We start from the raw sequence: 23,274 nt of genomic DNA on the forward strand, positions 1-23,274 counted from the left end.
CTGACGAACGTGTCCGTGACCGACGAGCTCGCGGGCCTGGGTGCGATCACCTACGCGTGGCCGGGTGCCGAAGGCGTGCTTGAAGCCGGTCAGAGTGTCACGGCCACCGCGACGTACGTTGTGACCGCGGCCGACGTGAACGCCGGCAACGTGCACAACAGCGCGACCGCTGAAGGCACGCCGCCTTCGACGCCGAGCAACCCGACGCCGCCGCCGATTACCACGCCCCCGGGCGAGGTGGATACGCCGATCGCCCAGGAGCCGGGTCTCAGCGTCCAGAAGTCGGTGACCTCGGCGGGCCCGTACACCGAAGGCAGTGTGATCAGCTACCAGTTCGTGGTGGAGAACACCGGCGACGTGACGCTGACCAATGTGTCGGTGACTGACGCGCTGGCTGGCTTGAGCACGATCACCTATGCGTGGCCGGGTGCCGAAGGCGTCCTGCTGGTGGGCCAGAGCGTGACGGCAACTGCGACCTACACGGTTACGGCTGCGGACGTTAACGCAGGCAACGTGCACAACAGCGCGACCGCCGAAGGTACGCCGCCGTCGACGCCGACCAATCCGACGCCGACGCCGGTGGTGACGCCGCCGGGCGACGTCGACACCCCGATCGCGCAGAACCCGGCGATCGAGCTGACCAAGTCCGTGATCTCGACGGGCCCGTACAGCGAAGGTGACACCATCACCTATGAGTTCGTTGTCGAGAACACCGGCGACGTGACGCTGACCGATGTGACGGTGATCGACGAACTGCCGGGCCTGAGTGACCTGACGTACGAGTGGCCCGGCGCTGAAGGTGTGCTGCTGGTCGGCCAGAGCGTGACCGCGGTCGCGGCCTACGTCGTGACCCAGGTCGACGTGAACGCCGGCACCGTGCACAACGCGGCCATCGCCGAAGGCACGCCGCCGGGTACGCCTGGCGAGCCCGCCACGCCGATCGTCTCGCCGCCTGGCGAGGCGGTGGTCGAGATCGAGACCGGTGCCAACCTGTCCATCCAGAAGGCCGTCGACAACGCTACACCCATCATCGGGGAGAACGTGGTCTTCACCCTCACGCTGCGCAATGCCGGTCCGGCGGACGCCACCGGCGTGGTTGCCACGGACGTGCTCGCCAGCGGCTACACCTTCGTGTCCAGCGCCGGCGACGGTGCCTACGACGCGGCCACCGGCCTGTGGACCATCGGCGACCTCGCCAATGGCGGCGCCGCGAGCCTGTCGATCACGGTGACCGTCAACGCCACCGGCGACTACCGGAACACGGCCAGTGTCGACGGCAACGAGACCGACCCGGATCCGGAGGACAACACCGACGTGGTGACGCCGACGCCGATGCCCCGCATCGTGGCGATCGACGACCCGATGGGGGTCGTGGATGCCGGCACCGGTACCCGCAGCGTGCTCGGCAACGACACCCTGGGGCCGGATCCGGCCACGGTGCCGGAGGTCGTGCTGACCCCGGGCGTTCCCTCCCACCCGGGCCTGTCCATGAATCCGGACGGCACCATAACCATCGCGGTGGACGTGCCTTCGGGGACCTACGAGTACCCGTACACGATCTGCGACGCGGCCAATCCGACCAACTGCGACACCGCGATCGCGACCATCGAGGTGGTGGGCAACCCGACGCTGCTGCGCGTGGTCAAGAGCGTCGCGACCCGCACCGTCAACATCGGCGACCTGGTCCGTTACACGGTGACCGTGGAGAACATCGGCCTGGTGGACCTGATCGACGGGAACCTGGTCGATACGCCGCCGACCGGCTTCAGCTACGTCGAGGGTTCGATGTCGGTGCGTGATGCCGACGGTGCCTTCACCCTGGCGCCGGGCCACCATCCGCTGCGGATCGGTGGGCTGGACATCGCCGCGGGCGAGGACGCGACCATCGTCTACCTGCTGCGGGTGGGTGCGGGCGTGCGCCTGGGCAGCCACGTCAACGAGGCGGTGGCCGTGGACGGGAGCGGCAACCCGATCTCCAACGTGGCGACTGCCGAAGTGACGCTCGATGGCGATCCGATGCTGGACGACAGCCTGGTCTTCGGCACGGTCTTCGACGACCGCGACGGCGACGGCTGGCAGGATCGTGCCGATCTGGGCGGCGTGGCGGCGAGCGGCGGCTTCGCGCCGGGCGCCTACGTGGCCAACTCGACCACGATCGACACCGGCAACGGGCCGACGCCGCTGGCCGACGCCAGCTCGCCGCTGCTGCACGGCGTCGACGTTGGTGCGATCCGCGCCCGCGAGTCCGAGGCCGATCCGGCTCCGACGGTGGTGATCCGCCAGCGCCTGGGCGCGCTGGAGTTCACCGACGGCTTCGTGCTCACAAGCGCCCAAGGCGTCACCGTGCGCATGGCGGCCGACGGCACGACCCGCATCGAGCGCAGCGGCGATGCCGCCCGCGGCCTGAACGCCGCGGAGCCGGTGGTCGAGCGTCGCGTGTCCTCGGTGGAGGGCGGCTACGAAGTGGCCTACGTCATCTCCAACCAGGGCATCGACGAGCGCGGCATCCCCGGCGTGCGCATCGCCTCGGTGGAAGGCCTGCTGATCGAGACCGACCAGTACGGTCGCTACCACGTCCCCGACGTGCATGGCGGTGACTGGGGCCGTGGCCGGAACTTCATCCTGAAGGTCGATCCGGCGACATTGCCCGCGGGCACGGAGTTCACCACGGCCAACCCGCTGGTGCGCCGAGTCACCCCGGGCATCCCGGTGCGCTTCGACTTCGGCGTGAAGCTGCCGGTGCAGCTCGTGCCGGGTGGCCGTGAACAGGTCGAACTGGAGCTGGGCGAAGTTCTCTTCGCTCCCGGTAGCGCGGAGGTGCGCGAGGCCTATCTGCCCGTACTCGGGCGGGTGGCCGAGCGGATCAACGCCCATGACGGCGGCGAAGTCGTGATCACGGCCGACGGCGACAGCGAGGGCCTGGCCTTCGCCCGCGCCGGTGCGGTGCGCGATGCGCTGCAGCCGCTGGTGTCGGCCGAGGCGAGGGACGGGCTGCAGGTGGTCCTGCGCAGCCGGGTCGATGACCCGCACGCCCCGGTGATCGCCGGCGCGACCGCCAGCGGCGCCCTGCTGGGCACCGTGCTGTTCGACACCGACAAGTCGGCGATCCGGCCCGACTTCGAAGGCCTGCTCGACGCGGTGGCCGCGCGGCTCGATGCGCTGGACGGCGGCGTGGTGGTGCTGGTCGGCCATACCGATGTGCGGGGTTCGCACGCCTACAACGCGGCACTCGGCCTGCGGCGCGCCACCTCCGTGTACGAAGCGTTGCGCACGCGACTGCGGCCGGAGGTCCGCGAACGCGTGAGAGTGGAATCCAGTGGTGATCCGGCGGCTCCGACCGGGACGGATGCACGATGAACAGGGCCCGGACGATGAAGATGAAGCTGCTTGACCGCGCCCTGCTGGGCATCCTGGCCGGCATGGTGCCGGTGGCGATGGCGCAAGAGGTGACGCCGCCGACCGCGCCGGTGGAGGCGTCGGACGCCGCCCCGGCCGCATTCGATTGCGATGATGCCGGCTGCGCCAACGACGAAGGCCTGCTGTTCCGGCTGCGCACGCGCAGCTACGACGACCCGGTGACCCGCGGCACCGACGAGCACTCGGGCTCGGCTGCGCTGCAGCCCGATCGCCGCGTGTCCGTAGCGCTGGAGGCGCCGGGACGCGCCGACATCGTCGGCAACTTCTCGATCCGCCTGCCCGGCGGCGGTGTGATCTGGGCGACGGAAGACCCCGACCTCGGCCTGCCCGAGCTGTCGGTGTCGGCGCCGTCGGTGGTGCCGTTCGCCGACGGCCGCATCCAGAAGCCGGTGCGATTCTTCGTGCGCGGCAACTACACCGGATTCGTAGAGCGCTACGAGGTCATGCTGTTCCGTGGCAACGATGCCGACCTGGTGGCACCGGTGGCGCGCTTCGAAATGCCGGTGGCGGCGGTCTCGCAGGACGAATGGGTGGGCAGCCTGCCTTCCACGATCCCGTTCCGCGCCGGCGACGAGCTCGTCTACGTCCTGCGAGCCTACGACGCCGACGGCCGCTTCGACGAGACCCACCCGCGCAAGCTCCAGCTGGTCACCCCGGCCGAGGCCGAGCGCGGCCTGCAGCAGGTGCGCAGCAGCGCCGAGCGCACGCTTGGCACCAGCCTGGGCGCCGCGGAAGCGCAGGACCGGATGCTGGTCGAGGACGTGTTCTCGGGCAGCGGACTGCGTCAGCAGAACATCCCGATTCACGGTTCGCGCGTGCGGATCCAGGGCCGCAACGTGCCCGAAGGCCACACGCTGTCGATCAACGGCGACACCTATCCCGTCGACATGGAGCGCAAGTTCGTCGCCGAGTACCTGATGCCCATCGGCCAGCACCGCTTCGACATTGCGGTGTCGGAGGGCGGCCCGGGTGGCGCGAGCTCCAGCCATGCGCTCGACGTCGACGTCAGCGGCCGCTATTTCTTCGGCGTGGCGCTGGCCGACGTCACGGTGTACGAGAACAAGGCCAGCGGCCCCGGGCGCGACATGGCCTGGGCAGGCCGCGACGACGACATCCTCAGCGATGGGCGCCTGGCGTTCTACCTGAAGGGCAAGGCGCGCGGGAAGTACCTGGTGACGGCGCAGGCCGACACCCGCAACCGTCCGCTAGAAGATCTCTTCGACGGCTTCACGAACGCCGATCCGCAGGACATCTTCCGGCGCCTGGATCCCGACCTGTACTACCCGACCTATGGCGACGACTCCACGCTGAGGCGCGACGTCGACACCATGGGCCGGTTCTACGTGCGGGTGGACTGGGACAAGAACGAGGCGCTGTGGGGCAACTTCCACACCGGCATCACCGGCACCGAGTACGGGCAGTACTCGCGTTCGCTGTACGGCGCGGGCCTGAACTGGCGCTCGATGGCCAACAACGCCTGGGGGCATGCGAAGACCCAGGTGCGGGCCTTCGGCTCCGAGGCGCAGACGGCGCCGGGCCACAGCGAGTTCATCGGCACCGGCGGCAGCCTGTACTACCTGCGACACACCGACGTGCTGCCCGGTTCGGACCGGGTGGTGCTCGAGGTGCGCGACGGCACCACCGGTCGCGTCGAGCAGCGCGTCGAGCTGCTGCGCGGCGCCGACTACGAGATCGACGAGCTGCAGGGCCGGATCCTGTTGACCCGTCCGCTGGCGCAGATCACCCGCCAGAACATGCCGACCATTACCCGCGACGCGCCGCTGGATGGCTACGAGCAGCGGCTGCTGGTGGACTACGAGTGGGTGCCGCAGGGCTTCGATCCCGACGACATCACCGCCGGCGTCCGCGGCAAGCACTGGTTCGGTGACCACGTGGGCGTGGGCCTGACGTACGTCGACGAGGACCGTGCGGGCGAGGACTACAGCCTGATGGCCGCCGACCTCACCCTGCAGGCCGGCCGCGGCACGTACCTGAAGCTCGAGCACAGCCGCACAGAGGCCACCAGCGCACCGGTGTTCTTCTCCGACAACGGCGGCATGAGCTTCGTCCAGCTCAACCCCACCGGCCCGCGCGAGGGCGAGGCGAGCGCGGTCGAGGCGCGCGCGAACTTCATGGAGCTGGGCTGGACCGAACTCGAGTGGAGCGCGGGCGCCTGGTGGCGGCAGGTGGACGCCGGTTACTCGATCTCACGCTTCGATACCGGCATGGACGTCGAGGAGTACGGTGCCGAGGTGCTGGGCCAGTTCACGCCCAACCTCGGCGTGTTCGCCCGCTACAGCAGTGCCGAGCGCGGAAGCGACACGCTCCGCCAGGCGCAGGCGAGCCTGGAATGGCGCCTGGCCGAGTACAACGCCCTGACCGCCGAGGTCCGTAGGGTCGAGGAGCGCCGCCAGTCGCAGGCGGCGGTGGCGGGCACCCTGGGCGCGGTGAAGTACAGCCACCGCTTCGGCACCGCGCTGGACCTGTACGGCATCGGCCAGGTGACCCTGGACGACGATGGCGGCCAGTACGAGGACAACAACGCGCTGACCCTGGGCGGCCGCTACAACTTCGCCAACCTGTCCACGGTCGGCGCCGAGGTCACGACCGGCGACCGCGGCGAAGGCGCGAACGTCGAGGCGGAGTATCGGCTGTCGTCGCAGCACAGCTTCTACGGCAGCTACACCTACTCCACCGACCGCACCGACTACGACCCGCTGTTCAACCCCGGCGCCCGCAACGGCTGGACGCTGGGCCAGCGCTGGAGGCTCTCGAACCAGGTCAACATGTTCAACGAGAGCCAGTTCCTGAAGACGCGCGGCGAGTCGGGCCTGGCCCATACCTTCGGCATGGACTTCTACCCGGCGACGGGCTGGAACCTCGGTTTCACGCTGAGCGACGGCGAACTGACCAACAGCGAGGGCGGCAACGTCGACCGGCGCGCGATCAGCGTCTTCGGCGGGCGGACCTCGCAGCGCACCGACTGGCAGAGCAAGCTGGAATGGCGTGAGGACACGGGCGCGGAGCAGCGCACGCAGTGGGTGAGCACCAACCGCCTGGCGCACCGGATCAACGAGAGCTGGCGGATCGCGGCGCGCTTGAACTACGCCGACACCGACGACGCCATCAATCCGCAAGCCGGCGCGAAGTTCATCGAAGGCAACTTTGGCTTCGCCTACCGACCCTGGAACGAGAGCAGCTGGGGCGTTTTCGGCCGCTACACCTACCTGTACGACCTGGCCACGCTGGGACAGGTCGGCGGCGCGGACTACGACCAGAAGACGCAGATCGTGTCGCTGGAAGGCGTGTACCGCCTGGGCCACCGCTGGGAGGCCGCCGCGAAGCTGGCGCGCCGCGAAGGCGAGGTCCGCTACGGGCGCGGCACCGGCGACTGGTTCGATTCGGCCACCACCTTCGCCGCCGGCCAGCTACGTTACGAGCTGACCCACAAGTGGCATGGCCTGGCCGAGTACCGCTGGCTGGACGTCAAGGACGGCGGCACCCGCCAGGGCTGGATGATGGGCGTGGACCGCGACATCGGCAGGAACTTCCGCATCGGTGCCGGCTACAACTTCACCGACTTCAGCGACGACCTGACCGACTTCGACTACGACCACCGCGGCTGGTACATCAACTTCGTGGGCAGCTACTGAGCCCGTTTCCCGGGACTGCCGGCCGAAAAGCACGGACCCGCCCGCACAGGTTGCAGGCGGGTTTTTTTCATGGTGCGGTCCGGTCGGGCGCAGCAGCGGGTGCCGGAAACGGCGGGCACCGCTCAGGCGGCGCGGACGGTGTCCAGCACCAGCTCCCCGTAGCGTTCGAGCTTGCCGGCGCCGATGCCCGGCACGCCCGCCAGCTCGTCGCTGCTCGCCGGCCTGAGCGCGGCGATCTCGCGCAGGGTCGAGTCGTGGAAGATCACGTAGGGCGGCACGCCCTGTTCGCGCGCCAGCCGCGTGCGCAGTTCGCGCAGGGCGTCGAACAGCGGTTGCGCCCTTGCCGGCAGGTCCACGGCCACGGCACGCGCGTCGCGGCTGCGCTCCTTGCCGCGCCCGCGCGGCCGCGGAGCCTCCTTGCGCAGCAGCACTTCGCGTCGTCCCTGCAGCACATCGCGGCTGTCGGCGGTGAGGCGCAGCCCGCCGTAGCCCTCGCTGTCGACCTCGAGCAGGCCCGCGGCCACCAGCTGGCGGAACACGCCGCGCCAGGCGCGTGAATCGAGCTCGGCGCCGATGCCGTAGGTGCTGATGCCGTCGTGCCCGAACTGCCGGATCCGCTCCGACTCCGAGCCGCGCAGCACGTCGATCAGGTGCGCGGCGCCGAAGCGCTGGCCGGTGCGGTAGACGCAGGACAGCGCCTTCTGCGCGGCCACCGTCGCGTCCCAGGTCTCGGGCGGCGACAGGCAGTTGTCGCAGTTGCCGCAGGGCTGGCCGGCGCCGTTGCCGGCGTAGTCCTCGCCGAAGTTCGCCAGCAGCACCTGGCGGCGGCAGCGCGTGGTCTCGCAGTAGCCGACCAGGGCGTCGAGCTTGCGGTGCTCCAGGCGCTTGCGGTCGTCCCCGGCCTCGGACTGGTCGATCATCTGCCGCAGCAGCACCACGTCGCCCAGGCCGTGGCACATCCAGGCCTCGGCGGGGTCGCCGTCGCGGCCGGCGCGGCCGGTCTCCTGGTAATAGCCCTCGATCGACTTCGGCAGGTCCATGTGCGCGACGAAGCGCACGTCGGGCTTGTCGATGCCCATGCCGAAGGCGATCGTCGCCACCACCACCACGCCGTCCTCGAGCAGGAAGCGGCGCTGGTTGGCGGCGCGCACGGATGCGTCCAGGCCGGCGTGGTAGGGCAGGGCGTCGATGCCCGCCTCGACCAGCAGGGCCGCGGTCTTCTCGACCTTGTTGCGCGACAGGCAGTAGACGATGCCGGCTTCGCCGCGGTGCCCGGCTAGGAAGTCCAGCAGCTGGCGCTGGCCGCTGTCCTTGTTGACCACGGTGTAGCGGATGTTGGGGCGGTCGAAGGAGCTGGCGAAGCGGCGGGCGCCCTCGAGTTGCAGGCGCTCGGCGATCTCGCGCTGGGTCGGCGGGTCGGCGGTGGCGGTGAGCGCGATGCGCGGCACCCCGGGCCAGCGCTCGTGAAGCACGGTCAGCTCGCGGTACTCGCGGCGGAAGTCGTGCCCCCATTGCGAGACGCAGTGCGCCTCGTCGATGGCGAACAGGGCGATGCGGCTGGCATCCAGCAGCGACATGAAGCGCGGCGTCAGCAGCCGCTCCGGCGCGACGTAGAGCAGGTCGAGCGTGCCTTCGCGCAGCTGGCGCTCGACCGCCGCGGCCTCGGCGCCCTCGAGGGTGGAGTTGAGGAAGGCCGCGCGCACGCCCAGCTGGCGCAGCGCCTCGACCTGGTCCTGCATCAGCGCGATCAGCGGCGAGATCACGATCGCGCAGCCCTCGCGCAGCAGGGCCGGCACCTGGTAGCACAGCGACTTGCCGCCGCCGGTGGGCATCAGCACCAGGGCGTCGCCGCCGGCGGCCACATGTTCGATGATCGCGGCCTGCTCGCCGCGGAAGGCCTCGTGGCCGAAGACCTCGCGCAGGATGTCGTGTGCCGTCTCGCTCATGCGCCAAGGATACCGGGCCGGCGTCTCAGGCCCCGGAACGCGAACGCCCGACGCGAGGTCGGGCGTTGCGCCTTGCACCTGCCGGGGATCCCCGGCCGCGCAGGGATCACTGCAGCAGCGAGCGAAGCATCCAGGCGTTCTTCTCGTGCACCTGCAGGCGCTGGGTCAGCAGGTCGACGGTCGGGTCGTCGCCGGCGTCGTCGGCGTGCCTGAGGGCCTTGCGCGCGGTGCGGCAGACGGCCTCGTTGCCTTCCACCAGCTGGCGCACCATGTCCTGCCAGTCCGGCGCCTTGGTCAGGCCCGGCTCTTCGGTGATCGTCGAGAGCTTGATGAACTCCGCGTAGGAGCCCGGCGCGTTGTAGCCCAGCGCGCGGATGCGCTCGGCGGTCTCGTCCAGCGCGTTCCACTGCTCGGTGTACTGGTCCATGAACATCGCGTGCAGCGAGTTGAACATCGGCCCGGTCACGTTCCAGTGGAAGTTGTGGGTCTTCAGGTACAGGGTGAAGCTGTCGGAGAGGAACTGGGCGAGGTCCTGCGAGATCGTCTTGCGATCCTTGTCCGCGATCCCGATATCGACGCCCGGGGCCATCGATGCGGCCGAGGGCGATGCGGCCGGCGTGGCGGTCCTGGTGGCGGTGCGCTTGGCGGTCTTGGGCTTGTCTTTGGTCTTGGCCATCACTGTGTCCTTTCTGTTCGGCGCGCGACAATGCGCGCGATGGGGAGGGGAAACGACGCGATCAGGAATGTCTGAACCTGCATGAACGAGATGGAGTCTAGTCCTGCCGATGCAAGCCCGGGGTCAAGACGGGCGGCGCGCAAGGCCGTGGACGCTGCGCTGAGCCGCGACCGCGGGCGCCTGCTCGGGCTGTGGCGCCGCTGGGAGCAGGCCCGCGGCGACGATGCCGCGCGCAAGGGTTTCGAGGAAGCGCTGGCGCGCTCGCTGGCGCAGCGCGAGGCACGTGCCGCCAGCCTGCCGCGGGCGACGGTCGACCCGTCGCTGCCGATCGCCGCCGAGGCCGACCGCATCGTGGAGCTGCTGCGCACGCACCAGGTGGTCGTGGTGGCCGGCGAGACCGGTTCCGGCAAGACCACCCAGCTGCCCAAGCTGTGCCTGGCCGCCGGCCGCGGCGCCGCCGGCATGATCGGCTGCACCCAGCCGCGGCGCATCGCCGCTCGCGCGGTCGCACGCCGCGTGGCCGAGGAGCTGCAGGTGCCACTGGGCGGCGCGGTCGGCTACCAGGTGCGCTTCACCGAAAACGTGGGCGAGCAGACCGCGGTCAAGTTCATGACCGACGGCATCCTGCTGGCCGAGATGCAGTCCGACCGCTGGCTGTCGCGCTACGACACCCTGATCATCGACGAGGCGCACGAGCGCAGCCTCAACATCGACTTCCTGCTTGGCTACCTGAAGCAGCTGCTGGCGCGGCGCCCGGACCTGAAGCTGGTGGTGACCTCGGCCACCATCGACACGGCGCGCTTCGCCGCGCACTTCAACGACGCGCCGGTGGTCGAGGTCGAGGGCCGCGGCTATCCGGTGGAAACGCGCTACCGGCCGCTCGACGGCAGCGCGGGGGCCGATGGCGAGGGCGACGGCGGCATGTCGGTCAGCGAGGGCATCGTCGCCGCCTGCGACGAGATCATCCGCGGCGGCAGCGGGATCGGTGGCGACGTGCTGGTGTTCCTGCCCGGCGAGCGCGAGATCCGCGACGCGCACCGCGCGCTGGAAGGCCGCAAGTACCGCCACACCGAAGTGCTGCCGCTGTACGCGCGGCTGTCGGCGAAGGACCAGGACCGGGTGTTCAACCCCGGCCCGCAGCGCCGCATCGTGCTCGCGACCAACGTCGCCGAAACCTCGCTGACCGTGCCGCGGATCCACTACGTGGTCGATCCCGGCCTGGCGCGGGTCAAGCGCTACAGCCCGCGCCAGAAGCTCGACCGCCTGCACATCGAACCCGTCAGCCAGGCCAGCGCCAACCAGCGCGCCGGCCGCTGCGGCCGCGTCGCGCCCGGCACCTGTTACCGGCTGTACGACGAGGCCGACTTCGCCGCCCGGCCGGCGTTCACCGATCCGGAGATCCGCCGCGCCTCGCTGGCCGGGGTGATCCTGCGCATGCTGTCGCTGGGCCTCGGCGCGATCGAGGACTTTCCCTTCCTCGAGCCGCCCGATGCCCGCGCGATCGCCGACGGCTGGCAGCAGCTGGCCGAGCTCGGCGCGGTCGACGGCCGCCGCGCGCTCACCGCGATCGGTCGGCAGATGGTCCGGCTGCCCGTGGACGTGAAGCTCGCGCGGATGCTGGTGGCTGCCCATGAACATCGCTGCATGCGCGAGATGCTGGTGATCGCCGCCTTCCTCGGCATCCAGGATCCGCGCGAGCGCCCGGCCGACCAGCGCGCCGCCGCCGATGCCGCGCACGCCGCCTTCGCCGATCCGAAGTCCGAGTTCGTGGCCATCCTGCGCTTGTGGGAGGCCTACCGCGCCGCGCACGAGGCCATGACCCAGTCGCAGCTGCGCAAGTGGGCCGACCGCCATTTCCTCGGCTTCCTGCGCCTGCGCGAGTGGCGCGAGCTGCACCGGCAGCTCAAGCTGCAGTGCGCGGAACTCGGCTGGAGCGAGGAAGCGCGCGCGGGCGATGCGCTGTTCGCCGCGGACGTGGTGGAGGCCGTGCAGCCGGTGGCCGCGGAGGCGCCGGCGGCCGCGGGCGACCGGCGGGCCCCGCGGCGCCGGCGTCGTGGCGCGGGCGGCCCGGCGCGTGGCGGAGAGGCCGGCGAGGTGGCCGTCGTGGCCCATGCGCGGGACCTCTACCAGGCCCTCCATCGCGCACTGCTGGCGGGCCTGCCGACCCAGGTCGGCCATGCCCTGCCGGAGCGCGACAAGCGTCGCCAAGTGAGCTACGAGGGCCCGCGCGGGCGGCGCTTCCAGCTGTTCCCGGGCTCCACTCTGGCCTCGAGGCCGCCGCCGTGGCTGCTGTCGGCCACCCTGCTCGACACCGAGAAGGTCTGGGCGCTGACCAATGCCGCGATCGAGCCGGAGTGGGTCGAAGCCGAGCTGGCGCACCTGCTGTCGCGCCGCCACTTCGATCCGCGCTGGTCACGGAAGCAGGGCCGCGTCATCGGCAGCGAGCAGGTGGCGCTGTTCGGCCTGGTGATCGCCGCGGCGCGGCCGTTCCACTACGGCGGGCACTATCCGGTGGAAGCGCGCGAGCTGTTCCTGCGCGAGGGCCTGGTAGCCGGCGAGATCAACCTGCGCGCCGACATCGTCGCGCGCAACCGCCGCACCCTGGCCTCGGCCGAGGAGGAGGAGGCCAAGCAGCGCCGCACCGGCCTGGTGGTCGACGAGGACTGGATGCTGCGCTGGTACCGCGACCGCGTGCCGGCGGAGATCACCAGCGCGCAGGCCTTCGATGCCTGGTACGCGACGCTGGCGAAGGACGCGCGCCGCGCGCTGCAGTGGACGCGCGACGACCTGCTGGTCGCCGACGCCGGCGACGCCGACCGCTTCCCCGCGTACTTCGCCCTCGGCGATGCGCGCCTGGCCGTGCACTACCGCTTCGAGCCCGGCGCGCCCGACGACGGCATGACCGTGGTGGTGCCGCTGCACCTGCTCAATGCGCTGGATGCGCCGCGCCTGGGCTGGCTGGCGCCGGGGTTCGTGCCCGACAAGGCCACCGCGCTGCTGCGCGGGCTGCCCAAGGCGCTGCGCCGCAACTTCGTGCCGGCGCCCGACTTCGCGCGCGCCTTCGCCGAGGCCCACGGTTCGGCCGACGCCGCCACCGACAGCATCACCGGCGCGCTGGCGCGTTTCCTCAAGCGGCTGACCGGTGCCGATGTCGCTGCCACCGACTTCGACGAGCCGGCGCTGGAACCGCACCTGCGGGCGAACCTGAGGCTGCTCGATGCCGACGGCCGCCGCGTGCTGGCCGAGTCGCGCGACCTCGACGAGCTGAGGGCCCGCTTCGGCGCGCGCGCGGCGGACGCCTTCGCCGCACATGCGTCGGCCGGTCTCGCGCGCGACGCGCTCACCGCCTTTCCCGATGCGCCGATCCCGGTCTCGGTGCCGGGCGCGGGCGGCGTGCCCGCGTGGCCGGCGCTGCAGGACGAGGGCCACGCGGTGTCGCTCGACGTCCATGCCGATCGCGCCGAGGCCGCGCGCCTGCATCCGGGCGGCGTGCGCCGGCTGCTGGCGATCGCGCTCGCCGACCGCATGCGCCAGGCGCGCCGGCAGCTGCCGGTGCAGCCGAAGACGGCGCTGCTCTACGCCGCGATCGAATCCACTGCGCCGCGCGAGGCCGGCGGCCCCCGTCCGGCCGACACCCTGCGCGAAGACCTCGTGGATGGCGCCTTCGCGGCGCTGACTGCTGAAGGGCTGGATGACATCCGCGATCCCGGCGTGTTCGCGGCGCACGCGGAGGCCGTCGGCAAGGCGCTGTTCCCCGAGGCGATGCGCCGGCTGCAGCAGGCCGAAACGATCCTGGGGCAGGTGGCCGAGGTGCGCGCGGCGCTGGAAGGCAAGCTGATGGGCTGGGCGCGCGGCAACCTCGACGACATGCAGGCGCAGCTCGCGGCCCTGGTGCCCCCGGGGTTCCTGCGCGACGTGCCGGCCGACGTGCTGGCCGGCTATCCGCGCTACCTGAAGGCGCTGGCGATCCGCGCCGGCCGCGCGCTCAACGATCCCGCGCGCGACCAGCAGCGCATGCTGGAGCTGAAGCCGTTCGCCGACGCGCTGGCCCGCGCCACCGCCGCGGGCCGCGGCGGCGACCCGGGCTGGCAGGCGCTGCGCTGGGAGCTGGAGGAACTGCGCGTGCAGCTGTTCGCGCAGGAGCTCGGTGCCAGGGGCGGCGTCTCGCCGAAAAAGCTGGCGGCGCGGCTGGCGGCGCTTACTTGATCCGCTGGACCTTGGCGCGGGTGTTGGAGCCCTCGACGGCCATGTACCAGGCGTTGCCGACCAGGCTCGGCGTGATCCGGACCGCCGGTGCATCCCGGCGCACGCCGGCCAGGGTGGCCGAATCGATCTGGCGCCAGACCTGGCCGTTGTCGAGCGTGTACTCGCGCCCGTTGGCGAAGCCGCGGAACTCGCCGGAAATGCGCCCGGTCACCGGCTCGTTCGAGCCGAAGCTGAGGAAGCCGCGGTTCTCGTCCTCCACCTTGCGCTTGGCGGTGGCCGCCGCCTTCTCGGTCTCGCCTTCGATGGTCCGGCCCAGCCAGGCGTTGAGGTGCGCCAGCTCCGCGGCGTCGAGCTTGTCCAGGCCGGCGGCCTTGAACTCCTCGGGCGTCATGCTGGTTTCGATCGGCTGCTGCTGCGCGAGCACCGGCGCGGCGACGAAGAGCAGGGCGGCGAAAAGGAGGCTGCGGACCGGCATGGCGTCTGTTCCCGATGGCGAGGTCGGGCTAGTGTAGACCGTCCCATCACCCGCTTTGGCGGTCAGCGACGTGGTCGACACCGTGGACATCGAGGGCCTGCTGGCGCTGCCGGCGCTGCGCGGCCTGCACGCGCCGGTGGCGGCGCTCCTGAGGGCGGCCGCGGCCGGGGGGGCGGCGCCGTGCATCGACACGCGGGCGGTGCTGGAGGACACCCTCGAGGCGCTGGCGCTGCTCGACGCCGACGCCGAGGTGATGGCCGCGGCCATCCTGCATGCGGTGCCCGACTGGGCCCAGCGCCACTTCGCGCCCGGTCACGGTCCGGGCGCCGCGATCCCGGCGCTCCTCGAGGGCCAGGACGCCGCCGGCCAGGTGTGGGCGCTGCACGCGGAGCAGCCCGGCGGGCGCGGCCACGAGGGCCTGCGTCGCCTGCTGCTGGCGCTGGTGCGCGACCTGCGCGTGGTGCTGGTGCTGCTGGCCCGGCAGCTGGCGCGGATGCGCGCGGCCACCACGCTTGCCGACGAGGAGCGCCTGGCGCTGGCGCGACTGACCCGCGACATCCACGCGCCGCTGGCCAACCGCCTGGGCATCTGGCAGCTGAAGTGGGAGCTTGAGGACCTGGCCTTCCGCCACCTCGAGCCCGACACCTACCGCCGCATCGCCAAGCTGCTCGACGACAAGCGCGCCGGGCGCGAGCGCTACATCGCCGAAGTGACCGCGGTCCTGGGCGAGGCGCTGCGTGCGTCCGGCATCGACGGCGACATCGCCGGCCGCCCGAAGCACATCTACAGCATCTGGAAGAAGATGCGGAAGAAGGACGTGCCCATCGGCGAACTCTACGACCTGCGCGCGGTGCGCGTGCTGGTCGACGACGTCCAGGCCTGCTACGCCGCGCTGGGCGTGGTGCATGCGCTGTGGACGCCGGTGCCGGGCGAGTTCGACGACTACATCGCGCGGCCGAAGAACAACGACTACCGCTCGCTGCACACCGCCGTGGTCGGGCCCGAGGGCAAGACGCTCGAAGTGCAGATCCGCACCCGCGAGATGCACGAGCAGGCCGAGCGCGGCGTGGCCGCACACTGGCGCTACAAGGAGAGCGGTGGCTCCCAGCGCTCGGCCGCCGGCGAGGCCGCGCTCAACCGCAAGATCGAATGGATGCGCAGCCTGCTCGAGGCCACCACCGACGGCGGCGACGGCGCGCTGGCCGGCGCCTTCGACACCGAACTGGTGGAGGACCGCATCTACGCGCTGACGCCGAAGGGCGAGGTCATCGACCTGCCGCGCGGCGCGACCCCGCTGGACTTCGCCTATCGCGTGCACACCGAGGTCGGCCACCGCTGCCGCGGCGCCAAGGTCGACGGCCGCATCGTGCCGCTGGACCACGTGCTGCATTCCGGCGACCGCGTCGAGATCCTCACCGGCAGGGTCTCCGAGCCGCGGCGCGACTGGCTGATGACCACCAGCGGCTACCTCGCCAGCCCGCGTTCGCGCGAGAAGGTGCGCGCCTGGTTCCACAAGCTTGATCGCGCGCGCAACCTGCAGGACGGTCGCGAGCTGCTGGAGCGCGAGCTCAAGCGCGTGGGGCTGGGCCACGCGGACCTGGCGCCGGTGCTGAAGCGCTTCAACGTCGAGTCCGCCGACGACCTGCACGTGCTGGTGGCGCTCGGCGACGTCGGCCCGCACCAGGTCGCGCGTGCGCTGGCCGAGCACGAGCGTGCGCAGCGCGAGGCGGCCGCGGGCCCCGCGGACGACGGGGTGATCGCGGTGCGTGCGCCCCGGCGCGTGCGCAAGGCCGCGAGCCGCGACTTCACCGTCGTCGGCGTCGACAACCTGCTGGTGCAGATCGCGCGCTGCTGCCAGCCCCTGCCCGGCGAGGCGATCGCCGGCTACCTGACCCGGACCCGTGGCGTCAGCGTGCATCGCGCCGACTGCGCCGCGTTCGCGCGCCTGTCGGCGAAGGAGCCGCAGCGCGTGCTGCCGGTGGAATGGGGGGCTTCCGGAGGCGGCCACGAGGCGTCGGTGGTGCTCGACGCGGTCGACCGCAAGCACCTGCTCAAGGACGTGACCAACCTGATCGCGCAGGAGGACGCGCACGTGCTGTCGATCGACGGCGGCGGCGCCGGACGCGCCCAGGGGCGGGTGCAGCTGCGGCTGGCGCTGCGGGTGGCCGATTTCGGGCAGCTGTCGCGGCTGCTGGGCCGGCTCGAGGCGCTGCCCGGGGTCGAGCGCGCCCGGCGCGCCTGAGCCGCGCGTTCACCGTGCCCGCTTTATGCTGCCGCGCGTGAACTCGCCCGGCCACCTCGACCCGTTCCCCGAACCGCCCAGCGCCAGCGCCATCGCGCGCTGGGTCGCGGCGCTGCCGGTGCGCCTGGGCATGGTCCGCCACTGGCGCTGGTGGCTGATCGGTTCGATGCTGGCGATCGTGCTGCTGGCGGTGCTGCGCGCGCCCATCGGGGCCTGGCTGTGGCCGCAGACGCGCGCCCAGGCGCTGCGCGAGGAGGCCGAGCAGGCCCTGGCCGAGGGCCGCCTGAGCGACGAGGACGGGCGCGGCGCGCGCGAGCTGTTCGAGGCCGCGCTGGCGATGGATCCCGACCGCGCCGAGGCCCGGCAGGGATTGGCGCGCGTGGCGCTGGCCGCGCTCGAACAGGCCCGCGTCGCCCTGGCCGCGGACCGCTTCGACGACGCCCGTCGCGACCTCGCGCTGGCGCGCGCGCTGTCGGTGCCGCGCGCCGAGGCCGATGCCCTGGCCGACGCCCTGCGCCAGCGTGAGGCCGGACACGCCGGCGTGGACCGCCTGTTCGCCCACGCCGAGGAGGCGCACGCGGCGGGGCGCCTGGATGGCGGCGTCGGCAGCGCCCTGCCGCTGTACGCGCACGTGCTCGCGCTGGAGCCGACGCATCCGGGCGCGCTGCGCGGCCGCGAGGACGCGCTTGCCGAGCTGCTGGCGCAGGCGCGCGAGGCGCTGCGCGCCGGCGACGTGGCGGAGGCGGGGCGCCTGGTCGGCACCGTGCGCACCTACGATCCCGGCCACGTCGACCTGCCGGACACCCTGGCGCGGCTGATGGAGGAGGCCCGGCTCGACAGCGACGGACTGGCGCGCCTGCTGGCCGGTGGAGCGTCGCTGTCCCAGGTCGCGAGCCCTGCAGGCGCGTCCGATCCCGTTGCCACGACCACTCCCCTGGACGAGGCCGAGCGGCTGCGCCGCGTCTCCGCTCTGCTGGCCGCGGCGGAAGCTGCCGAGGCCGACGGCAGGCTGCTCGATCCGCGAGGGGAAGGCGCGGTCGACCACGTGGCCGCGGCCCTGGTGTTGGACCCTGCTTCCCCCGCGGCGATCGCAGCGGCGGAACGGCTGCGGCCCCTGGTGCGCGAGTGCCACGCACGCGAGCTGCGCACCAACAGCCTTCGGCGCGCCGCTGCCTGCCTAGACGCACGGGCTGGCCTGGGCGAGGACGCCGGCGAACTGGCGGCCGCACGCCGGCAGCTGGCGGAGCGTTGGCTGGCCGTTGGCGACGAGCGTCTGGGCGCGGGTGAAATCGGAAACGCGCGCAGCGCACTGGCCGCGGCACGTCGGGCGGATCCGGCGGTTCCAGGACTCGACGATTTCGAACGGCGGGTGCGCGCGGCGGCGGCCGCTTCCAGGTTCGACTGAGCGTGCCTCAGTCGAAGAACACGCGCCGGACCACTCCGCGCGCCGCCTCGGCGGAGAAGTGGCGCCTGATGTTGTCCAGACCGCCGGCGGCCAGTCGCTCCCAGAGTGCAGGGTCGCCGTAGGCCCGGACCACCGCTTCGGCGAAGTCATCGGCGTCATCGGCCACGAGCACGTCCTGGCCGTCGACCAGGTGCATGCCTTCGGCGGCGCAGCTGGTGGCGACCACGGGCTGGCCGTGGGCCATGCTCAGGTTGACCTTGCCCTTGACTCCGGCGCCGTAGCGCAGCGGCGCCAGCGCCAGGCGGCAGCCCTCCATGTACGGCGTGATGTCGGGGACGTAGCCGTGCATTTCCACGCCGGGCAGCGCCCCCAGTGCCTCGATGTCCGCAGGCATGTCCGAACCGATGCAGTGGAAGCACACGCCCGGCAGCCGCTCACGCACCCGGGGCAGCACTTCGGACACGAACCAGCGCACCGCGTCCACATTGGGCGGGTGGCGGAAGCCGCCGACGAAGACCAGGTCGCGGCGCTGTTCGAAGGGCAGGCCGGAGCCGGCCACGCTGTGCAGGTTGGACAGGATCTCCACGCGGGCCCCGGGCGCATCTGCGGCCAGGACTTCGCGCTCCACCGAGCTGACCACGAGGGTGGTGTCGGCGGCGGCGATCACGGCGAGCTCCTGCCTGCGCGTGCGCTCCGCGGCCCGGGCCAGCGCCGGGTCGTCGCAGACCTGTGCCGTGCGTGATTCGCGCAGGTGGTGCAGGTCGATGCTGTCGAACACGCGCTTCGCCCGCGGTGCATGGCGCCGCAGCAGCGGCAGGAATTCGCTGGCGACATAGTGGCGGCAGGCCATGACCACGTCGAAGCGAGGCCCGTGCTCGGCCAGCCAGACCGGCGCGCGCGCGGCGTAGGGCGCATGCCACGCTTCCACGCCCAGCTGGCGCAGGGCGTCGGTATACCGCCCCTCATAGCGGCGGTGCGCGGGCAGGAAGACGACGTGCGCGCCCTCCTCGCGCAGCAGGCGCATGAGGTTGAACAGGCGCAGCGATCCGGAATCGCGGTCCGGCTGCGGGGTCAGCGCGTCGATCACCAGCACCTGGCGCTGGCGTGCATGCAGGGTGGCTGGCGTCGGCTCGTGGGGGGGGGGCAACCGGGCCAGGACCTCGCGGCGGTGGGACAGGAAAATCTCCCGGTTGCGCGCCTGGTAGGCCTTCACTCCGCTGTCGATGCTGGTGCCGGAACTGGTGCCCTCGTCGTGGACCACCTTCGCCGCCGGCTGGTACAGCACCCGGCGGCCGGCTGCGCGGACCGCGAACGCGAGGTCGGTGTCCTCGTAGTACGCGGGCGCATAGCGGGCGTCGAAGCCGCCAAGGTCGAGGAAGAGCCGCGCGGGAATGGCGATGGCCGCGCCGCTGACGTAATCGGCATCGCGGACGTGGGCGTAGCGCGGATCGGCCGGGTCGCCGAAGCGGCCGTAGTTCCAGGCGCCGCCGTTGCCGAACACCACGCCGCCGGCCTCCTGCAGCCGCCCGTCGGGATACAGCAGCTGTGCACCGGCCAGCCCGGTGCCGGGATGTTCGTCGAAGGTGGCCAGCAGCGCATCCAGCCATCCAGGCTGCGGCACGGTGTCGTTGTTGAGCAGGACCAGGTACTCGCCGCGCGCCAGCGCCGCCCCGTCGTTGCAGGCGGCGATGAAGCCACCGTTGCGTGCGCGCCGGTGGTAGCGCAGGCCAGCCACCTGCAGCAGGCGCCCGGGGGTTTCGTCGGTCGATCCATCGTCGACCACGATCACTTCGAAGGCGGCTGCGGGCGGGTGCGCCGCCAGCGCGCGAAGGCAGGCCAGCGTATGCGCGAACTGGCCGTAGACCGGGATCACGATGCTGGCCCGCGGCTCCGGGCTGGTCGGAAGCGCGAAGGGCTCGAATGCGGCCGGCGACGGCAGGAACAGGTCCCTGCGCAGCGCGTGTGGCGGAGGCGCCAGCTGGGCGCGGGCGCGTTCCCAGGTCGTGCAAAGGCCTCGCGTGCGCAGGCTCAGCAGGCTGCGGTGGGCGAAGCCGGCGGCGCGTGCGAAGAAGAAGCGCGCGTCGGCGAGCGAGTAGGCCATCCAGCGACAACTCCGGCTGAAGGTGGGGCGAGGGTAGACGGGCGGTGGGCAGGTGCTGGGCTAGACTCGCACGGATCCGACATTCTCTCATCCCGCGTGCGCCCGGCCGGCGTCGCGCTTCACGGCCACCGAGCCCTCATGGCACGCATCGACTACGACGAAGACGACCACGACGATTCCGGCAGTCCGCGCCGCGACTGGCGACGCACGCTGCTGACCTGGCTGCTGGCCGTCGCCGGCCTGGGCCTCGGTTTCCTCGTTCCGTACATGCTGTACCTGAACCACCAGGTCGGCGAACGCTTCGGCCAGCTGCAGTGGCAGGTGCCCACCCGCGTGTACGCCAGGCCGCTGGAGCTGGCGCCGGGCGTGGCGATGGACGCGCGCGCGCTGAAGCTCGAGCTGGAGTCGGCCGGCTACCGCGAAGGCGACGGCCTGCGGCCCGGTACCTGGGCCAGCGAGGACGGCCGCTGGACGATCGCCAGCCGCGGCTTCACCGACGTCGACGGCCAGGTCGCGGCGAGCCGGGTCGAGGTGCGACTGGCCAAGGGCGCCGTCGGCAGCGTGCGCGACCTCGTGGCGGATCGCGATGCCGAGCGCGTGCGCCTGGACCCGGCGCGCATCGCCACGCTCTACGGCCGCCAGCAGGAGGAGCGCCGGCTGGTGCGCGTGCAGGAGGTGCCGCAGCAGCTCACCGACGCCCTGCAGGCGGTCGAGGACCGCGATTTCGCCCACCACCACGGCATCGACGTGCGCGGCATCGCGCGCGCGGCCTGGATCAACCTCAAGGCCGGCGAGGCGCGGCAGGGCGCCAGCACGCTGACCCAGCAGCTCGCGCGCAGCGGCCTGCTCGGCATCGGCCGCGAGCAGACCTGGACCCGCAAGATCAACGAGATCCTGTACGCGCTGATCATCGAGGCGCGCTACGGCAAGGGCGTGATCCTCGAGGCCTACCTCAACCAGGTCTATCTCGGACAGCGTGGCAACCAGGCCATCCGCGGCGTGGCCGCCGGCGCGGAGTACTGGTTCGGGCGCCAGCTCGACGATCTGTCCACCGAGCAGGTGGCGCTGATGGTCGGCCTGATCCGCGGCCCGTCGTACTACGACCCGCGCCGCCATCCGGAGCGCGCGAAGACGCGCCGCGACTTCGTGCTGGGCGAAATGCTCGAGACCGGCCTCATCGACCAGGCCACGCACGACCGCGCGGTGGCCGCGCCGCTGGGCATCACCAGCGCGCCGGGCAGCATCGCCGCCAACCGCTTCCCGGCCTATATCGACGTCGTCCGCCGCCACCTCGCCAGCGACTATTCCGCCGACGAGCTGCAGGGCGCGGGCCTTGCGGTGATGACGGCGATGGCGCCTTCGGCCCAGGCCTATGCGGAAAGCGCGGTCACGAAGACGCTGGAGTCGCTCGACAGCCGCAAGCGCCCCGACCTCGAGGCGGGCGTGGTGGTCACCGACGTGCACAGCGGCCAGGTGGTGGCGGTGGTCGGCAGCCGCGACTTCGCCATGCCCGGTTTCAACCGCGCGATCGAGGCGCACCGTCCGGTGGGTTCGCTGCTCAAGCCCTTCGTCTACCTGCTCGCGCTGGCGCTGCCCGACCGGTATTCGCTGGCGACCTGGGTCGACGACTCGGCGGTGACGGTGACGCTGGACAACGGCAAGCGCTGGTCGCCCGGCAATTCCGACGGCCGCAGCCACGGCAGCGTGCGCCTGATCGACGCGCTGGCGCGCTCGTACAACCAGGCCACCGTCCGCGTGGGCATGGCGATGCGCCCGGAGCGGCTGGCGCAGCTGATGAAGCAGCTGGCCGGGATCGACGCGGTGGCCAATCCGGCGCTGATCCTGGGCTCGGTGGACCAGACGCCGTACGCGATGGCGCAGCTGTACCAGTTCCTGGCGTCCGACGGCGAGATCCAGCCGCTGTACACCGTGCGCGGCGTGCTCGATTCCGAAGGCCGCGTGCTCAACCGCTACGACAAGGCCCCGCGCCAGCCCGACGACGGCGACCGCACCGCGGCGCGGCTGGTGACGGTGGCGCTGCAGCACGCGGTCAGCTCCGGCACCGGGCGACAGCTGGTGAACGACGGTCTCGGCCGGCTCGATTCCGCCGGCAAGACCGGCACCAGCAACGACGGCCGCGACAGCTGGTACGCCGGCTGGACCGGCGACCACCTCGCCGTGGTCTGGGTCGGCAACGACAAGAACGAGCAGACCGGCCTGTACGGCGCCACCGGCGCGATGCGGGTGTGGTCGGCGACCTTCGCCCGCCTGCCCAGCGCGCCGCTGCGGGTCCAGGCCAAGGGCCTGGAATGGAGCTGGGTGGTGGGCAACCACAGCACGGACGCGGACTGCGCCGGTGCGCGGCGGTTTGCCTTCGCCGAAGGCTTCGCGCCGCCGTGGCAGCCCTGCGTCGTCGCGCCGCCGCCGGAAGAGGAGTCCAGTGGTGGCTGGCGCGAGTGGTTCGGCTTCGGCCGCGGCCGCGATCCGGCCACCGGGCAGCAGCCGGCGACGGACGAATCGTCCGGTCGGCCGGAATCCACGCCCCCTCCGCAGGACATCGAGCCATGACGCCCCTCCGCACCCGCTTTCCCGTCGCACGCGTGCTGCGCGCCACGCCCGCCGTCCTGCTGCTCGCTCTCGCGGCCTGCGCGAGCACGCCCGAGGCGCCGGCGACGCAGTCGCTGACCACGGCCACGCCGGCTGCAATGGTCGCCACCATCCGCGCGGCCGCGGGTGACGGCGACGGCGAACTGGACGTGCAGCCGCTGCGCGACAGCCAGGTCGAGGACCTGCGCCAGCGGGCCGAGCGCCTGCAGCAGCAGGGGCACCACCGCGACGCCGCCGAAGCCCTCGACCAGGCCATCGCGCTGGTCGCGGACGATCCGGCGCTGCTGCAGGAGCGCGCGGAAGCCGCGATCCTGCTCGGCGACCACGCGCTGGCCGGGGAGCTGGCCGCGCGTGCGCAGTCGCTCGGCTCCGGCGTCGGCCCGCTGTGCCGGCGCCACCAGGCCACGCTGGAGCAGGTCGCCCTGGTCCAGGGCGACGCCGCGGCCGCGGCCACCGCGAAGGCCGCGATCGAAGCCTGCCGGGTCGCGCCCCCGCCGCGCTGGTGACGCGCCACGCCGGGCCGGCGGCAATCCCGACGACGGCGTG

General features: G+C 72.1%; 11 protein-coding genes. 7 read left to right on the plus strand and 4 right to left on the minus strand.

Going from position 1 to position 23,274, the window contains the following annotated elements; genetic code table 11:
* The first annotated feature begins 9 nt into the window (after positions 1-9).
* Both IE168_RS12480 and IE168_RS12485 read left to right on the plus strand, forming a co-directional pair.
* Positions 10-3,357, plus strand: a complete 3,348-nt coding sequence (locus tag IE168_RS12480; RefSeq protein WP_425490162.1) for a DUF7507 domain-containing protein — start codon at positions 10-12, stop codon at positions 3,355-3,357.
* Positions 3,354-7,070 carry a TonB-dependent receptor gene (locus tag IE168_RS12485; protein WP_229823523.1) on the plus strand — a complete coding sequence of 1,239 codons (3,717 nt, stop codon included), beginning with the start codon at positions 3,354-3,356 and terminating at the stop codon, positions 7,068-7,070. The genes IE168_RS12480 and IE168_RS12485 overlap by 4 nt, the downstream gene beginning before the upstream one ends.
* A 122-nt stretch (positions 7,071-7,192) precedes the next feature.
* Here IE168_RS12485 and recQ read toward each other — a convergent pair whose 3' ends face one another.
* Together recQ and IE168_RS12495 are read right to left on the minus strand one after the other, a co-directional pair.
* Entirely contained in the window at positions 7,193-9,016 is a 1,824-nt protein-coding gene (gene recQ, locus IE168_RS12490) for a DNA helicase RecQ (RefSeq protein ID WP_189498738.1), read from the minus strand.
* Positions 9,017-9,122: 106 nt separating this feature from the next.
* Positions 9,123-9,692, minus strand: coding sequence for a Dps family protein (locus IE168_RS12495; RefSeq protein ID WP_189498740.1), 570 nt, complete (start codon positions 9,690-9,692; stop codon positions 9,123-9,125).
* 81 nt (positions 9,693-9,773) lie between these two features.
* Between IE168_RS12495 and hrpA the strand changes: the two genes are divergently transcribed.
* A complete protein-coding gene (gene hrpA / locus IE168_RS12500) occupies positions 9,774-13,898 on the plus strand; it encodes an ATP-dependent RNA helicase HrpA (protein ID WP_189498742.1) in 4,125 nt (1,374 codons plus the stop codon).
* Here the strand turns inward: hrpA and IE168_RS12505 are convergent.
* Positions 13,891-14,373, minus strand: a complete 483-nt coding sequence (locus IE168_RS12505; RefSeq protein WP_189498744.1) for a hypothetical protein — start codon at positions 14,371-14,373, stop codon at positions 13,891-13,893. The genes hrpA and IE168_RS12505 overlap by 8 nt on opposite strands.
* Before the next feature lie 55 nt (positions 14,374-14,428).
* Between IE168_RS12505 and IE168_RS12510 the strand changes: the two genes are divergently transcribed.
* Both IE168_RS12510 and IE168_RS12515 read left to right on the plus strand, forming a co-directional pair.
* Complete coding sequence (locus IE168_RS12510) at positions 14,429-16,615, plus strand: bifunctional (p)ppGpp synthetase/guanosine-3',5'-bis(diphosphate) 3'-pyrophosphohydrolase (RefSeq protein WP_189498746.1); 2,187 nt, start codon at positions 14,429-14,431, stop codon at positions 16,613-16,615.
* Between the two features lie 37 nt (positions 16,616-16,652).
* Complete coding sequence (locus IE168_RS12515) at positions 16,653-18,020, plus strand: hypothetical protein (protein ID WP_189498748.1); 1,368 nt, start codon at positions 16,653-16,655, stop codon at positions 18,018-18,020.
* A gap of 7 nt (positions 18,021-18,027) precedes the next feature.
* Here the strand turns inward: IE168_RS12515 and IE168_RS12520 are convergent, their stop codons facing one another.
* Positions 18,028-20,121: a glycosyltransferase gene (locus tag IE168_RS12520; RefSeq protein ID WP_189498750.1), complete on the minus strand. Its 2,094-nt coding sequence runs from the start codon at positions 20,119-20,121 to the stop codon at positions 18,028-18,030.
* Between the two features lie 138 nt (positions 20,122-20,259).
* Here IE168_RS12520 and mrcB point away from each other — a divergent pair, with 138 nt between their 5' ends.
* Positions 20,260-22,689, plus strand: coding sequence for a penicillin-binding protein 1B (gene mrcB / locus IE168_RS12525; protein WP_189498752.1), 2,430 nt, complete (start codon positions 20,260-20,262; stop codon positions 22,687-22,689).
* Entirely contained in the window at positions 22,686-23,234 is a 549-nt protein-coding gene (locus IE168_RS12530) for a tetratricopeptide repeat protein (protein ID WP_189498754.1), read from the plus strand. The genes mrcB and IE168_RS12530 overlap by 4 nt, the downstream gene beginning before the upstream one ends.
* The last annotated feature ends 40 nt before the right edge of the window (positions 23,235-23,274 follow it).

The sequence above is a fragment of the Luteimonas padinae genome (assembly GCF_014652935.1).
Lineage (GTDB): Bacteria > Pseudomonadota > Gammaproteobacteria > Xanthomonadales > Xanthomonadaceae > Luteimonas > Luteimonas padinae.